The sequence below is a fragment of the Psychrobacter sp. FME5 genome (assembly GCF_014861375.1).
Taxonomy (GTDB): domain Bacteria; phylum Pseudomonadota; class Gammaproteobacteria; order Pseudomonadales; family Moraxellaceae; genus Psychrobacter.
This window is the reverse complement of record NZ_RRYX01000066.1, coordinates 1-15998: the sequence shown is the minus strand read 5'-3', so window position 1 is coordinate 15998 and position 15998 is coordinate 1. Positions and strand designations below refer to the sequence as shown.

The 15998-nt window shown below is 42.6% G+C and carries 16 protein-coding genes; 7 read left to right on the top strand and 9 right to left on the bottom strand.

Annotation, left to right across the window (positions count from 1 at the left end; translation table 11 throughout):
• Positions 1–335: IS1 family transposase (locus EI161_RS09515; protein WP_192529115.1), on the bottom strand; the 335-nt coding region annotated here is incomplete at its 3' end.
• Positions 336–358: 23 nt separating this feature from the next.
• Here EI161_RS09515 and EI161_RS09510 point away from each other — a divergent pair.
• Complete coding sequence (locus tag EI161_RS09510; RefSeq protein ID WP_225735319.1) at positions 359–1003, top strand: ATP-binding protein; 645 nt, start codon at positions 359–361, stop codon at positions 1001–1003.
• A 115-nt stretch (positions 1004–1118) separates the two neighbouring features.
• Positions 1119–1778 carry a two-component system response regulator NarL gene (gene narL, locus EI161_RS09505; RefSeq protein ID WP_192524292.1) on the top strand — a complete coding sequence of 220 codons (660 nt, stop codon included), beginning with the start codon at positions 1119–1121 and terminating at the stop codon, positions 1776–1778.
• A gap of 141 nt (positions 1779–1919) precedes the next feature.
• Here the strand turns inward: narL and EI161_RS09500 are convergent, their stop codons facing one another.
• On the bottom strand, positions 1920–3401 hold the full coding sequence (locus tag EI161_RS09500; protein ID WP_192524291.1) for an MFS transporter: 1482 nt from the start codon (positions 3399–3401) through the stop codon (positions 1920–1922).
• A 287-nt stretch (positions 3402–3688) separates the two neighbouring features.
• On the opposite strand from EI161_RS09500, the gene EI161_RS09495 reads away from it, so the two are divergent.
• Together EI161_RS09495 and EI161_RS09490 are read left to right on the top strand one after the other, a co-directional pair.
• Positions 3689–4099 (top strand): DUF1971 domain-containing protein, encoded by a 411-nt coding sequence (locus EI161_RS09495; protein WP_192524290.1) that lies wholly within the window; start codon positions 3689–3691, stop codon positions 4097–4099.
• A gap of 425 nt (positions 4100–4524) precedes the next feature.
• The gene (locus tag EI161_RS09490; RefSeq protein ID WP_192524289.1) at positions 4525–6801 is read left to right on the top strand and encodes a nitric-oxide reductase large subunit; all 2277 of its coding nucleotides are present in this window, start codon (positions 4525–4527) and stop codon (positions 6799–6801) included.
• 40 nt (positions 6802–6841) lie between these two features.
• Here EI161_RS09490 and EI161_RS09485 read toward each other — a convergent pair whose 3' ends face one another.
• The 7 genes from EI161_RS09485 to pstS all read right to left on the bottom strand — a co-directional run bounded on the left by EI161_RS09485 (position 6842) and on the right by pstS (position 12920).
• Positions 6842–7237: a transposase family protein gene (locus EI161_RS09485; RefSeq protein ID WP_138018735.1), complete on the bottom strand. Its 396-nt coding sequence runs from the start codon at positions 7235–7237 to the stop codon at positions 6842–6844.
• On the bottom strand, positions 7234–7674 hold the full coding sequence (locus tag EI161_RS09480; RefSeq protein WP_192524288.1) for a transposase family protein: 441 nt from the start codon (positions 7672–7674) through the stop codon (positions 7234–7236). The genes EI161_RS09485 and EI161_RS09480 overlap by 4 nt, the downstream gene beginning before the upstream one ends.
• Before the next feature lie 204 nt (positions 7675–7878).
• On the bottom strand, positions 7879–8616 hold the full coding sequence (phoU, locus tag EI161_RS09475) for a phosphate signaling complex protein PhoU (RefSeq protein WP_192524287.1): 738 nt from the start codon (positions 8614–8616) through the stop codon (positions 7879–7881).
• A 147-nt stretch (positions 8617–8763) separates the two neighbouring features.
• On the bottom strand, positions 8764–9675 hold the full coding sequence (gene pstB, locus EI161_RS09470) for a phosphate ABC transporter ATP-binding protein PstB (RefSeq protein ID WP_192524286.1): 912 nt from the start codon (positions 9673–9675) through the stop codon (positions 8764–8766).
• A gap of 69 nt (positions 9676–9744) precedes the next feature.
• Positions 9745–10659, bottom strand: coding sequence for a phosphate ABC transporter permease PstA (gene pstA / locus EI161_RS09465; RefSeq protein WP_192524285.1), 915 nt, complete (start codon positions 10657–10659; stop codon positions 9745–9747).
• Positions 10660–10742: 83 nt separating this feature from the next.
• On the bottom strand, positions 10743–11693 hold the full coding sequence (gene pstC / locus EI161_RS09460; RefSeq protein ID WP_192524284.1) for a phosphate ABC transporter permease subunit PstC: 951 nt from the start codon (positions 11691–11693) through the stop codon (positions 10743–10745).
• 75 nt (positions 11694–11768) lie between these two features.
• A complete protein-coding gene (gene pstS, locus EI161_RS09455; protein WP_192524283.1) occupies positions 11769–12920 on the bottom strand; it encodes a phosphate ABC transporter substrate-binding protein PstS in 1152 nt (383 codons plus the stop codon).
• A gap of 406 nt (positions 12921–13326) precedes the next feature.
• Between pstS and phoB the strand changes: the two genes are divergently transcribed.
• The 3 genes from phoB to EI161_RS09440 all read left to right on the top strand — a co-directional run bounded on the left by phoB (position 13327) and on the right by EI161_RS09440 (position 15956).
• Positions 13327–14025 carry a phosphate regulon transcriptional regulator PhoB gene (phoB, locus tag EI161_RS09450; RefSeq protein ID WP_192524282.1) on the top strand — a complete coding sequence of 233 codons (699 nt, stop codon included), beginning with the start codon at positions 13327–13329 and terminating at the stop codon, positions 14023–14025.
• 134 nt (positions 14026–14159) lie between these two features.
• A complete protein-coding gene (gene phoR, locus EI161_RS09445) occupies positions 14160–15251 on the top strand; it encodes a phosphate regulon sensor histidine kinase PhoR (protein WP_225735318.1) in 1092 nt (363 codons plus the stop codon).
• 483 nt (positions 15252–15734) lie between these two features.
• Positions 15735–15956 (top strand): helix-turn-helix domain-containing protein, encoded by a 222-nt coding sequence (locus EI161_RS09440; protein ID WP_192524281.1) that lies wholly within the window; start codon positions 15735–15737, stop codon positions 15954–15956.
• The last annotated feature ends 42 nt before the right edge of the window (positions 15957–15998 follow it).

Sequence of the window (15998 nt, the reverse complement as noted above, 5' to 3'; positions counted from 1 at the left end):
ACGTAAGTCCAGAACTCATCAACCTCTAAGCGTTCATAGTAGCGCTTCTTAGGCGCGATCTTATAAACAGATGAGCCTATGGTGCCCAATACTTTACCGATACTGACTGAGGCTATAATAGCTATGTCTCTAACACCGCAACCTCTCACCGTCATTAGCCGTATGATGTCTTCTATTTTAGAGTGACAGCCCTTATAAGTTAAGGCATGGTCACCAATGAATTGACGTTTGCAGTCCTTGCATTGGTAGTTCTGCTTGCCATAGCTTTTTATGCCGTTTTTCTTTAAACTGGGACTGTGACAGTCGGGGCAGCTGATATCTATTTGTGTCTTCATAACCTCAAATATATCATCTTGCTTTGGCTGTCACCCTCCTTTATTTCTTCAGCATACTTTCTGACACACCACCAAAAATTCAAATCAGCGTCCTAGAAAGACATCTCAAAAAATCCACCAACGAACCCGAAGAATCGCCAATTTATCAAAAGATTGAGCAGATAAAAATGGGGTTAGGTTCGGCTTATCAGCAGTTAAGAGATTTGCTAATCACGTTTCGCTTGACCATTGATAACGATAACTTTGATGAAGCCCTGCATGAAGCGGCCAGTGAGTTTGCTTTAAAAGGTGGCTTTGACATAACGGTGCACAATCATATTATGACCCTTAATTTAAGTGCCACGGAGCAGATAGATTTAATTCAAATTGCCAGAGAAGCTTTATCGAATGTTAATCGCCATGCAAAAGCACAAAACGTGGAGATTCATCTTGAGTATGAAAACGATGATAAATATATCGTGATGAGTGTTATTGATGATGGCGTTGGGCTGCCGTCAGATAGCGTCGATCAAACCCAGCATCACGGGTTAATGATTATGAAGGAGCGTGCCCATAATATTGGTGGTGAACTCATCGTTTCTAATAATAAACCACACGGCACTAATGTTACGGTGAGATTCGAGCCTAACTTCTTTGATGAGGACAGTAATAAAGACGCTTATTTATAAGCTCATCAAATGGTGGTTTTAAGGAGTCAGCTTGTCGTTTTAGCGTTTTTAGCTCGTCAGTTTTTAGATGTTTTAATTTTAAATTCTTGTACTATTTTTTATTTGTGAGTATGTTATGAGCACTAAGGTTTATACCAGCACTTCGCCTGCGCGTCTTTTATTGGTTGACGACCATCCGATGTTACGCCGAGGTATCTCTGAATTGTTGAGTCTCGAAGATGATGTGAAAGTCGTGGGTGAAGCGAGCAACGGTCAAGAAGCACTGGTATTTTTAGAAAGCAATGAGGTAGATTTGGTGATACTGGATCATAAAATGCCAGTACTCACTGGTATCGATACTTTAAGGGAGATAAAAGCCAGAAATATCAGCACCAAGACGGTATTGTTTACGGTTTCTGATAGCGGTGAAGACGTACAAGAAGCGTTAAAATTAGGCGTCGATGGCTACCTATTAAAAGATATGGAGCCAGAATTAATCATTGTGGATATTAGAAAAGTGTTGCGCGGCGAGCTGGTTATTAGTCCAAATCTGGCCTCGATATTGGCACAGACTTTACGCACGCCAAGTATTGAAGACATTGCAAGCAACTTAACCAGCAGAGAGCTACAAGTGATTCAAATGATCGCTGAAGGGTTGAGTAATAAAATGATTGCCAATAAGTTGGATATTGCAGAATCTACCGTCAAGGTGCACGTGAAGCATATTTTAAATAAAACTGGTCTGCGGACGCGGGTAGAAGCGGCAGTATGGACGGTGAACCATTTATCGAAGTAGCGATCTTTTAAAATAATGGTAATTTAGGTAAAAGTAATTAGGGCGTGTCCTAAAGTTTTCTTGAACTTCCTTAAAAACCCGTCTAACACAATGCTAGATGGGTTTTTTATTGTTGATTTAAGAAGCAGATAGTCTGAATGCTTAGTTTTGATTTTCAGCAGCAATCTGCCGATCGACCGATGACATTTTGTATTCATCACCAAAGGCACCTTCAGGCTCTTTTAACCAGAAGAAACAGAGTACCCAAGCAAGAAACGCACCTATAGCAATAATAAAGAAGAATTGATTTGGTTCAACCAAAGTAAATATAAACAAGTAAAATACCGCGCCAACGTTACCATAAGCACCCGCCATGCCAGATATTTGACCCGTTAAGCGGCGTTTAATCGACGGAATGATACCAAAGGTTGCGCCTTCTGCACCTTGTACAAACACGGAGCATAGAATAGTAAAGACGACAGCGATAAATAGTGGCCACTCTGCATTGAGTAACCCCATCAACCCAAATCCAATACCAATGCCAAACATATATATCAACATCACCAAGCGACGATTACCAACTTTATCGGATATATAACCGCCAAGTGGCCGCGCCCATAAGTTAACGAAAGCAAAAGTCGAGGCGACCAATCCTGCGACCGTAGGGTCGAGTTTCCAAGTGGCAGCAAAGAACATCGGCAACATAGAAACCACTGCCAACTCTGCGCCAAAGTTGGCAAAATAGGTAACATTTAGCGCAGCAACCGAGCTAAAGGGGTATTTATCATCTTCGGGAATACCAGCTTTGAGTATAGGCGCGTTGACACTAATGGCTTTATAGATTTGATAAATAACCACCACAGCGATAAGAATATAAAAGCCCCAAGCCCCTGCTTCGCTCAGAAATCCCATGTTTTTTGTACGATAAACCAATACCCCCAACACGCCGGATAAAGGAATAATAAACAAGCAATATAACCATAAGTCTTTCCAAGTAGAGACCTCTAACGCGCCTGCTTTTCGGGCTTTTTGGTGGGTATCTTCTGTCGGGCCATCGGTGATTAAAAACCAATAGGCAACTCCATAAGCCGCCATCATTAAGCCAGATAGGGCGATAGCCCAGCGCCAACCATCGTCGCCGCCAAAGAACTGTAAGGCAACCGTGGGAATGGTAATCGCTGCCGCCGCTGAACCAAAGTTACCCCAACCTGCATAAAAGCCTTCGGCAAAACCAATGTCTTTGGGTTTGAACCACAATGCGGTCATATGAATGCCGACGACGAAACCTGCACCAACGATAGACATAAATAAACGCGCCACGAACAACTGCATGGCGGAATGACCAAAAGCAAAGAACCACGTCGGTATCGCCATGATTACCATGAGTATAGAAAAAACACGCCGAGGACCAAAGCGATCCAGCGCCATGCCAACCACCACGCGCCCTGGGATAGTCAAGGCGACGTTGGCAATGAGAAATAATTTGATATGTTCAGAAGTTAGGTAGCTTTCAGCCTCTAGCATTGACGTTGCTAGGGGCGCCATATTGAACCAGACATAAAAAGTCAGGAAAAAAGCAATCCACGTATAGTGAAGGGCTCTTATATCACGGCGTTCAACCTCAAGTAGCTCTTTTGCATGCATGGTAAGTATTCTCCACCGTAAAACGTAATCGTTTAGATGGAATCAATGTAGCAACCAATAAGGCAGGCAACCATTAGGCGAAAGCAGTATGAGTTCTACTTTTAGTACTACTTAATAGGCATTAAAGCGTTACTTTATAGGTTTATTTGTCAATCACCGTCAAAAACACAACGCAGTAGCCAAACACTCTAAAAAGTGTTAAGTTGTACAAATGATAATTATTATCATTAATGGTCGTCAATAAAACCATCATCCACAAACCTCATCAAATGAGTGAAGGAGTTACTATGAGTAACACATCAAATTCAACGACTAAAAACCCAGTCATCCCAAGCCACTGGAAAATAAAACGTTCCACCCATTTCTTTACCAAAGATAAAGTGCCCAAAGCCTTGTTGACCCATCACAATACAGCGGAAGGGGTTTACGGCCAAATTTGTGTCATGCAAGGCACGGTTACCTTTTATGGTTTTGCGGATGAAGCCGCGACTGAACCCGAAAAAACCGTGGTCATTGAAGCAGGACAATTTGCTGTCAGTCCACCTCAATATTGGCACCGTGTCGAATTAAGTGATGATGCGCAGTTCAATATTAACTTTTGGACAGAAGGTGATACCGGCAATAAATCGATGTTTAATAGCTCAAAAATCCACAGTAAACCTATCGAAAAACTATTCGATAAAACAGAAGATTCTTAATCTTGCTTAAGATGTAAGCTAGGATTGATGTATTGAACACCAGTTCAAATAGCGGCTTGGCCAATAATGAACGGTGGCGTTTATGATAAAAATGTAAAAAGTAAAAATAACTCTTAACATTCATTTAATATGAATGTTACTATGTTTCCAGTTTGATGCTAGATGTAAATATTCATCCGTAAATAGCATCAAGTGAGTTTGTTTATTCAATCAATAATAAGCGATAAAGTCTATTTATTTGGCACAGTATTACGTTTAATCCCAGCGGCAATACACGGTGCTTTTTTAAAGTTTTAAGACAGTGAATAGATCTATATCAACGGGCAGCGTTATGGTTGAATTTTAGAAGCATAATTGCATTTTTAAACATTCATTTTAAATACATCTTTAAGGTGTTCAATATATCTAGCCAATAGGAGCAAGATATGGGCGAGTATAAGAAGTATTGGTTCGGCTTACTTGCCGTCCTCATTATTACCTTTACCTTTCTAGGCTGGGGCGGTGTAGAAATCTATCGTACCGCGCCCCCTATACCTGATCAGTATATCGACACTACTGGAAAGGTTTTAATCACAGAAGAAGATATTTTGGACGGTCAGTCTGCGTGGCAGCGTACTGGCGGTCAACAGCTGGGTTCCGTACTGGGTCACGGTGCTTATCAAGCCCCTGACTGGACAGCGGACTGGCTGCACAGAGAGCTTGTGGCTTGGTTGGATATCAGAGCAGAAGAGCTATATGGTCGTGATTTTGCTACCGCAACCGACGATCAAAAAGCAGTGCTAAATGCGCAGTTGAAAAAAGAATATCGTGGTAGTAGCGTCAATGATAAAGACCAAGTGGTGTTATCTGATACTCGGATCGCCGCGATGAATGAGATTGCACCTTACTATATCGGCTTGTATGGTAATGAGCCGTCATTGCAAAAGTCGCGTGAAAACTTTGCGATGAAAAACAACACCTTGCCAAATCTTGAGGACAGACAAAAGCTAACTAACTTTTTCTTTTGGACCACTTGGATGGCGTCTACTAACCGTCCTGGTACTGATGCGACGTATACCAATAACTGGCCACACGAGCCATTAATTGACAACGTCCCGACATCAGAAAACATCATGTGGTCTATCGCTAGTGTGGTGTTCTTAATTGCAGGGGTAGGTTTCCTAATCTGGGGTTGGTCTTTCTTACGTAAAGAAGAAGAGGTGAAGCAAGTAACACCCGATGCGGATCCATTAACCAAAATAGCGTTAACACCCTCACAAAAAGCGTTGGCAAAATATGGGGTTTTAGTCGTCGCACTGTTCGTCTTTCAGGTGTTTATTGGTGGCTTTGTGGCGCATTATACCGTTGAAGGACAAGAGTTTTATGGTATTCCCGTTGCTGACTTCTTCCCTTATTCACTAGTACGTACGTGGCATATTCAGGCCGCATTATTTTGGATTGCCACCGCATTCTTAACGGCGGGGCTATTCTTGACCCCATTTATCAATGGCGGTAAAGACCCTAAATATCAAAAATTAGGCGTTGATATACTGTGGTTCGCGCTCATTATCGTGGTCGTTGGTTCGTTCGTTAGCCAATACTTTGCCATTGCTGGCATCATGCCAGCGAAATATAATTTCTGGTTTGGTCATCAAGGCTATGAATTTATTGACCTTGGTCGCTTCTGGCAGATTTTAAAATGGGTCGGTATTTTATTCTGGTTGGTATTAATGACCCGTGGTTGTTTACCAGCATTTAAACAAAAAGGTGGTGATAAAAACCTATTAGCGATATTCTTTGCTTCTGTGGTTTGCGTCGGTTTATTCTACGGTGCAGGCTTGTTCTATGGTGAGCGTACGCACTTAACCATCATGGAATACTGGCGCTGGTGGGTGGTACACTTATGGGTAGAGGGCTTCTTTGAAGTATTTGCTACTGTATCGCTTGCCTTTATTTTCTATAACTTAGGTTTGGTAAATAAAAAGATTGCTACTGGTTCCGCGATTGCTTCTGCGGCACTATTTATGCTCGGCGGTGTACCCGGTACTTTCCATCACCTGTATTACTCTGGTACCACCACGCCAGTGATGGCAATCGGTGCCTCATTCAGTGCGCTAGAAGTTGTACCATTAGTCGTATTGGGTTATGAAGGTTATGAGCATTGGTCTATGCAGCGTCAAGCGCCGTGGATGAACAAACTCAAATGGCCTATCATGTGTTTCGTTGCCGTTGCCTTCTGGAATATGTTGGGTGCAGGTGTACTCGGATTTATGATTAACCCGCCGGTGTCATTGTTCTATCTGCAAGGGTTGAATACCACGGCTGCTCACTCTCATGCTGCATTATTCGGAGTTTATGGATTCTTAGCGATTGGTTTTATCTTACTGGTCATGCGTTATATTCGTCCAGATTATATCTTTAATGAAAAACTCATTAAAACCGGATTTTGGGCGCTAAATATAGGCTTGGTATTGATGCTTGCGACCAGCTTATTACCGATTGGTATTTACCAAGCGTATGCGTCTATGACTGAAGGCCTATGGTACGCTCGTAGTGAAGGCTTCTTACAACAAGACTTCTTACAAACACTACGCTGGATTCGCACCTTTGCTGACGTTATCTTTATCGTTGGGGCTGTTTGTGTGGCGTTACAGGTGGTTAAGTTTGCTTTTGCCAAACCATCACATGCAAACTACAAGCCTGACAGTTCTGTAAATGACTAACCTATAAATGATTAGCTTGTGAATAGACCTCTTGCAAAAGTCATAGGTTTAGCTCGAAATTAATGATACCAGCAAACAGCTTCATTCTAAGATCATAGCGCTGACGACGGTTACGATATTTATGAGCCACGATTTTGAACAACTTGATTAAGCCTATTTTGTGCTCAACCACAATACGGAACTTTGCCAGATAGTGATTGGCCTGTTTGCATATCTCCAGTAACTGACCACCACGTGGCTTTTTAAAAGGGGTGAAGGTTTGCTTATGTAGCTTTGCTATACCCTGATAACCACTATCTGCTAGTAATTTAGCATTGTCAGGAAGCCAATCAGGACAAGTATCTTTATACAGCTTAAAATCGTGGATTGACCCTTTGCAGGTTTGCACATCAAGTATCAACCCTGTTTGCCAATGAACGATAACCTGCGCTTTCAAGGTGTGTTGTTTTTTCTTACCGCTATAGTAGTCGCTTTGGTTTTTTTTGGACGCTCAATTGGGGTTTCGGTCGCATCAACAATGACGACGCTCCAATTGATGTCATCATCGACGCGACTAGGGAGCTTTTTGGGCAATTCAAACTTGCCAGAGTCAATCAGTGTGTCTTCTACTTTACGGATGATACGGCTAGCAGAAGACTCATGAATACCAAAGTCCATACTGATATGATAAAGCGTGCGGTATTCACGCCAATAAGTCAGGGCTAGTAGTATCTGCTCCTTAAGACTGAGCAAGCTTGGTCTGCCTGATTTGGTTTTAGATGCTTCATGCTCTTGCATGGCCTCAAGCATGTCATAAAAGGTGGCTTTATGAATGCCTGTATAGCGTTTAAAACCTGCGTCACTTTGTTTGAGTAGCTTATCTATGTTTGGCATGGTTCCTAAAAAGTTATGAGTGTCTTCTTATTTTAATTCCCTTTGCTACTTTTGCAAGAGGTCTAATAACTAACAAGCTAGTGATTAAAGTATTCATTAATAAAATATCGTAAAAGTAAAAGTCCTGCTAAATGCAGGGCTTTTTATTGGGCAATCAATATTAGTCGATAGGGCGTGCTGAATATTTGATCATGGCACCGACAGCTAATTTTTAGGATTTTCGGCAGCATTGATGGTTTGTTGGACAATTTGTTTGATATGCATAAAATCTGCATGGCGGACGTCTTTGCCGCTGGTACAAAAAATAACCAGCTCAGCAATATTGCGCGCATGATCGCCCACACGCTCGAGGGCGCGCAATACCCATAATATATTAATCACCTTTGACACATGGCGATTGTCTTCCATAATATAAGTCATCAGTGAGCGCGTGGCGGACTGATATTCTTCATCGACTGCTGTATCGCTTTGCAACACCGAAAATGCTTGCTGCGTATTCATATAAGAAAATGCCTCAATAGCGTTAAGCAGCATTAAGCGCACCTGATTGGATAAATGCTGAACCTCCGAACAGCCTTTTGGTGAGACGCCATCTTCAAGCAATTGGCATGCCATGCGGGCTATTTTTTCAGCCTCATCGCCGACACGCTCAAAGTCGACGATACCTTTACTGAGCGCCATGACCAAGCGCAAATCGTTGGCGGTCGGCTGACGCTTAGCAACCAATAAAATAATTTGTTCATCAATTTTAATTTCTAACTGATTGATAAGATCATCATCAGCAATGACTTTTTTGGCCGTCACCTCATCGGCTGCTATCAAAGCACGGGTTGCGACCATGACTTGCTCTGCTGCCATGCGTCCCATTTGCATAAACAAATCAACAACCTCATGTAGCTCATTATCAAAACTCTTTGATAAATGCTTTTGCGTAATCAGCATCGTCGTTCCCTCAATGGTCTTGCTGTTAATGATAAAAAATATTAATAACTATCAATGACCACCAATAGCTATCAATGACTGTTCGTAATTATCAAGTCGTAATTATCGAGTCGTAGTTATCAAGCACGCCTATCACTCAACACTGCCTCAACCATAACGACCGGTAATATAATCTTCAGTCGCCTTTTGCGAGGGGTTGGTAAATATCTGATCGGTTTCACCCATCTCTACCATGTCACCCAAATACATATAAGCGGTATAGTCAGAGACGCGCGCCGCTTGCTGCATGTTGTGGGTTACGATAGCAATCGTATAGTCATTCTTTAAGTCGGTAATCAGATCTTCAATTGCTCCTGTAGAGAGCGGATCAAGCGCTGAGGTTGGCTCATCTAATAACAATACTTCAGGTTTTGTTGCCACCCCGCGAGCGATACACAGCCGTTGTTGTTGACCACCGGATAACGACAGTCCTGATGCACGAAGTTTGTCTTTTACTTCAGGCCATAACGCCGCCTTTTTGAGCGCCCATTCGACACGATTATCCATCTCAGCTTTGCTCAGCTTTTCGTATAGACGCACGCCAAACGCCACATTGTCATAGATGGACATCGGAAACGGTGTGGGTTTTTGAAAGACCATACCCACCCGCGCGCGCAGTAAATTAACGTCCATCTCCTTTGCCAAAATATTATTGCCATCAAGGGTTATTTGACCTTCAGCATGCATGCTCGGATACAAATCATACATACGGTTAAATGTACGCAATAGGGTTGACTTACCGCAGCCCGACGGACCGATAAAAGCGGTTACCTTTTTTTCTGGTATATCGATGTTGATGTTTTTTAGGGCTTTAAAATTACCATAATAAAAATTTAAATCTCGAATGGTTATTTTGGCAGCAGGCATATTCTGAGGGATATCTGCCACCGTTTGCTGGGTCAAAAAAGCACTGTCTGGCTGTTGTTGTTTATTATTAGCCATTGATTCATCAAATAAGCGGTGTTTAATGGTGTTTTTATGGGTTGGCTTAAGCGCTTTTCTCTTTAAAACATCCGTCATAATCATATCCAATTATTTTAAATCCAGTTAAGTTAATATGTGAGTTATCGTGCGGTTCAATGACATGATCTATCTGCCATAATCTTTACCACCGACAAAGCGCGCGATAATATTGACCAGTAATACGGTAGCGGTAATCAGTAAAGCTGCCGCCCAAGCCAGTGCATGCCAGTTGTCATAAGGGCTCATGGCAAACTGATAAATGGTATTTGGCAAGTTCGCCATTGGCCCGCTCATGTCGGTACTAAAGTATTGATTGTTTAATGCGGTAAATAGTAAGGGCGCGGTTTCGCCAGTAATACGGGCAAACGCTAGCAGTACACCTGTGGTCAGCCCTGCTTTGGCGGCTTTGAGCGTGACGGTAGTTATCAACTTCCATTTTGGCGTGCCGAGGGCATAGGCCGCTTCACGTAATGTATTAGGCACAAGATTGAGCATGTTCTCCGTGGTACGGACGACAATCGGAATGACAATCAAGGCTAGGGCGACTGCACCGGCCCAACCTGAGAAACTTTGACCTTTAACCATTAACGCATATACAAACAGACCAATAACGATGGATGGCGCAGACAGTAAAATGTCGTTTAAAAATCGGGTGACTTTGCCAAGTAAGCTGCCATGCGAAAACTCCGCTAAATAAATACCTGCCATCATTCCTATCGGTGTACCAATTGCCAATCCTGATAGTGCTAACATCGCTGAACCAATAATGGCGTTACGTAATCCACCATCACTCATGGGCGGCGGTGTATCGGCCATAAATACTGGCATCTCGATTAAACCTTGAAAACCTTCAATCAACAGCGTCATCAGAATCCAAACCAGCCAAAACAAACCAAAGGCAATCGCTGATATGGCAAAACCAAGTCCCAATCTATTGATAAGGCGACGCTTATGATACAGATGCTTGTTATAGCGGTCCTCAAAGCGTAAATCAGGCTGGCTAGTTGGGGCCGTATCAGTCGTGACAGTCGCTAAAGTCATCAGGCGTTTGTCCTTTTTTGGTCGAAGGGTTGGATCAAGTGGTTGGTCAAAATAATTACTTCATAACAGCGCGCTAACGCTACTTAATGACCGGCTTTTTGGTCAATACGCATGAGCATTAGCTTAGATATAGACAAAACAATAAAGGTAATCACAAACAAGATTAAGCCCAAATGTAGTAATGACGCTAAGTGCAATTCACTGGATGCTTCGGCAAATTCATTAGCGAGTGCCGAGGTAATCGTCACACCAGAGGTAAACAGACTTGGGCTGATATTAAAGGCGTTGCCAATCAAGAAAGTCACTGCCATCGTCTCGCCCAAAGCCCGTCCAAGACCCAAAATCACCCCGCCAACTACGCCAGCTTTGGTATAAGGCAGTATAATTTTGAACATCACTTCCCACGTCGTCGCACCCATGCCGTAGGCGGATTCTTTTAATAGATCGGGGACCACAGAAAATACATCACGCATCGTGGCGGCAATAAACGGAATGATCATAATCGCCAGCACCAACGAGGCGGTAAACATGCCAAGGCCCATTGGTGCGCCAGTAAATACCTTACCGATAATCGGCAGCGTACCGATGTTTTCAATGAGCCATGGCTGAATATGCTCGCTAAAATAAGGCGCAAACACAAACAATCCCCACATCCCATAAATGATAGACGGGATTCCTGCCAACAGCTCAATAGCAATTCCCAACGGCTTCTTTAAAAAGGTAGGGCATAGCTCAGTTAAAAAGATAGCGATACCGAAGCTGACTGGAACGGCAATACAGATAGCGATAAGGGAGGTGACCAGCGTCCCATAAATGGGTGCGAGTGCACCGTATTTATCATTGACCGTATCCCAGTTATTGCTAGTATAAAAGCCCAGTCCGAACTCAGTGATACTCGGCCAAGCGCCTACGATTAAGGAGAGCAAAATACCGCCAAGCGATAATAGAACCAAAATTGCAAATGCTTTAGTGGTGTTTACAAAGAGGACGTCGTAGCGTTTTTGTTTTGCCAATTGACGGGTTAGGTCTACCATAAAAGCCTCGATAATCTGATACGCTTGTTTTAGGACTGGGGGATAAATGAAATAATAACGGTCTTAATTATTCATCTAGTTTTGACGATAAATAGGCTGACCTTCGCTATCGACCACTTCGTTCCATTTTGCTTTAAATAAGGCTACGGCAGTATCAGGAAACGGTACATAATCAAGCGCCATTGCATCGTCGTCACCTTGGGCATAAGCCCAGTCAAAGAACTTTAATACGCCAGCGACTTGTTTGGCATCTTGCGGCTGCTTATGGACTAAGATAAAAGTAGCAGCGGCGATTGGCCATGCTTGTGCGGTTTCAGAGTTGGTGATGACTTTGTAAAACCCTTCTTGCTGTGACCAATCGATGTCGCCTGCGGCAGCAAAGGTTTTGGCAGAAGGCTGTACCACATTGCCAGCGGCGTTTTTCAGGGCGACGTGAGACATACCGTTTTGTGTCGCATAAGCATATTCAACATAGCCGATTGAATTTTTCATACGCGTGACGTAGCTCGATACACCCTCATTGCCTTTACCGCCTGCACCAGTTGCTGAGGTTGGCCATTTAACGGTCTTATCGACACCCACACTATCTTGCCAATCGTTTGATACCTTTGCCAAATAGTCAGTGAAGTTAAACGTCGTACCAGAACCGTCTGAGCGAAATACCGTGGTAATGGCCGCATCAGGAAGCGTTAAATCTGGGTTCATAGCAGCGATGGCAGGATCATTCCATTTGCTGATTTTGCCAAGATAGATCTCAGCGAGCATTTTGCCGTCGAGCTTTAACTGACCGGGCTTAATGCCGTCGATGTTAACGATAGGCACTACGCCACCAATCACAGTTGGGAATTGAATCAAACCAGCCTCATTTAACTCTTCTGGTGTCATTGGTGCATCAGACGCCCCAAAATCTACGGTTTTCGCAACGATTTGTTTGATACCGCCAGATGAGCCAATAGACTGATAATTCACTTGACCACCGGTGGCTTTATGGTAGGCATCTGACCACTTAGCATAGATAGGCTGCGGAAAAGAAGCACCAGCACCAGTAATATTCATGGATATGTTTTCAGCTGAGCTAGCATTAGCGTCGCTGCTAGTAGACGTGGTTGAAGGCGCTGCTGTGGCAGATTCGTTGGTTTTATCGCTCTTGTTGTTACTGGTCGTTTGATTACAAGCGGCTAATGCCAACGTGCTAGCGATTGCGACTGCTATGAATGAATAACGCATTATTTCTCCTAAAAAGTAATCACATTTAAGTATTGGGTATTTATAAATAACAATGTCGATGTTTCTGGATATGGTTTTACTAAAATATTTCGCTGCAATGATGCTTGGTGGTCAGTGAGCACATTGTGCCGAGCAAATATGACAGTTTGATGAAATAAGGTATTTTTATAAAAAAATTATAGCCATAGCGCGGTATCGTTTTTAAAACGACTCCACCATATTTAAAAAACTACCTATTAAAGGTAAAAGAGAAGTTATAGTTAGAGAGTTTAGTTAGAGCTCTTTAGGCAATAGGATTAATGTCATCAAACTGTCATAATTACCGTGTTTAATAAGTAGACGCTGGCAAGTGCTTAGTGCCTTTTTATTTCCTATTTCTTTGTATTTAAAACAACAAGGCTGGGGTATGCAGAATAAGCAGATTTTGATTGTTGAAGATGAGCCTGCGATTCGTGAAATGGTTATGATGACGCTAGAGATGGCAGGCTTTGCAGGTTTACAAGCGGCTGACATCAAAGAGGCGCATCAGCAAGTTGTTGATCACCGTCCTGCGCTGATTTTGCTAGATTGGATGTTACCAGGAGATAAAAGTGGCATTGATTTTTGCCGCATGCTAAAAAGTGATGAGATGCTTGCTGAGATACCGGTTATTATGCTGACGGCCAAAAGTGAAGAGGATAGTAAGGTTCACGGCCTTGATGCTGGCGCTGATGATTATATGACAAAACCTTTTTCAACCCGTGAATTAATTTCAAGAATCAAGGCGGTGTTACGCCGTAGTAGTGCGTTGAGTGCTGATAAACCTATCGAAATAGGCAAGCTTAGCTTAGACCCTAAAAGCCAGCGCGTTATAGCTAATGAAAAGGTCATTGATATCGGTCCAACAGAATATCGATTATTGGCGTTTTTGATGAGCCATCCTGAACGTGCCTATACGCGTGCACAACTGCTCGATCAGGTTTGGGGCGGTAACGTTTATATTGAAGATCGCACCATTGATGTGCATATCAGGCGTTTACGTAAGTTATTAAAACCTTATGACTGTCATACATTGATCCAAACCGTTCGCGGTACTGGTTATCGCTTGTCTAATCTAGCAGAGTAGTTTTAAGGGTATTTAAAAATTGGCATATAGTTGAAATACTTTAAAACCGCTACTATACCTGCAGTAAGTGATGTATCGATTTTTTTCACTGACTATATCAAGTGAAACGTAGCAGATAGCGATAAGGATAATAGATGGATATGATAACCCTTGGGGAAAATAACCAGCAAAGCAGCCAACAGCAATCTTCTCAGCAAAGTACTACCGATCAACTTAAGAAAATTAGAAGTGCCTTACGCGCCCTACGAGATGCGGTGATTTTGCTCAATGACGATGACGGTCTGGAATGGTGGAATCAGGCAGCAGAGGACCTATTATTATTACAGTCGTCACATCATGGCAAAAGCATTTTTGATTTTATTGATGTTCCTGAATTTAGACAATACTATGAGTCCAAGGTGACACCTAATGATGGTGTCCACCTAGTGTCGTGGCAAGATTCTAACCGTTATTTGAAGTGTGAGCTGACACCTTTTGGTGACGAAAAGCTACTGATTATTTATGACGTGACCCGCTTACAACATTTAGAGCAAATGCGCCGTGACTTTGTGGCAAATGTCTCTCATGAGCTACGAACGCCTTTGACCGTACTGATGGGCTATCTGGAAAACTTCTCAGATCAGCCAGATATGCCACCGCAGTGGCAACGCGGCTTTGAGCTCATGACTCAGCAGACGGCTCGCATGAATAGAGTGGTGAATGATTTATTGCTGCTGTCTCGTATCGAGATCGAAGAGACGCATGAGCTGCATTATATTGATATGACCAAGCTGCTGACTCACGTTTATGATGATGCGCAGGCTTATAATCAAGAATATGAACACAGCATTCATTTACAGATAGACACTTATGACGGTCTCTATGGTTCGGAGATGTATTTAAATAGTGCATTATCTAATCTGGTCATTAACGCCATAAAATATACGCCGAAAGAGGGCAATATTGTTATCAGCTGGACCAAGACGTCAGCAGGGTGTCAGTTTTCAGTCACAGACGATGGTCTTGGTATTGCTCCGCAGCATGTCGCACGTTTGACCGAACGTTTTTATCGAGTGGATAGTGGGCGCAGTCGTGAGACAGGCGGTACAGGATTGGGGCTGGCAATTGTGAAGCATGTTCTCTATCAATATGATACGGTTTTGCAAATTGAATCGTCAGAGGGTCAGGGCTCAACATTCAGCGCGGTGTTTCCAGCTGTTCATATTTGCTGTGCTTCTATAGATTGATGCTACTTGTCAAAAGGTGGACTCTATTCATGCAAACTTATACCAAACCCAAAAAGTACGATTAGTCATGTCAAACTCGTAAAGGTTTTAAAGAAATTTTCAGACACAAAAAAACCTCAAACAAAGTTATGTTTGAGGCGAAACTTGTTTAAACTCGAAAGTTTAAATTCGTTTTAAATATGGCGCAGCGGACGGGACTCGAACCCGCGACCCCCGGCGTGACAGGCTAGAACCACCAAACTTCATTATTATATATTAATGTGCAGTAACCTACAAAGCCATATATGGCAAGAGATTAACGATTTCCTTACTAATGACATTTAGCATACATTTAAGTATTTTACTGAGTATATTTATAATATTTTGGTCACTAAAAATACTTAGATTAACACATGAAGTGCAATACCAAATGTGAGGTGAAAAAAAGACCTAGATGCGCTAGCATCAAAGTTTTTATCCACCGACCAAAGTGAGATTGCAACCATGAACTATACACATCTAAGCCTAGGGGAACGATACCAGATTTATGCCCTTATAGGGGCAGAACATAGTATTAAATTTATAGCTGACACATTAGGAAGAAGTCCTAGCACCATATCAAGAGAGATCAGACGCAATAAAAGCCTTCGAGGTTACCGAGCTAATCATGCTAATAACAAGGCTTGTGACAGACGCTCTAACAATGCTTTCACTGTAGTGGCATAATAAAATTGGACAGCTTCTAAGAGGTTATAATAACCCAAAGAA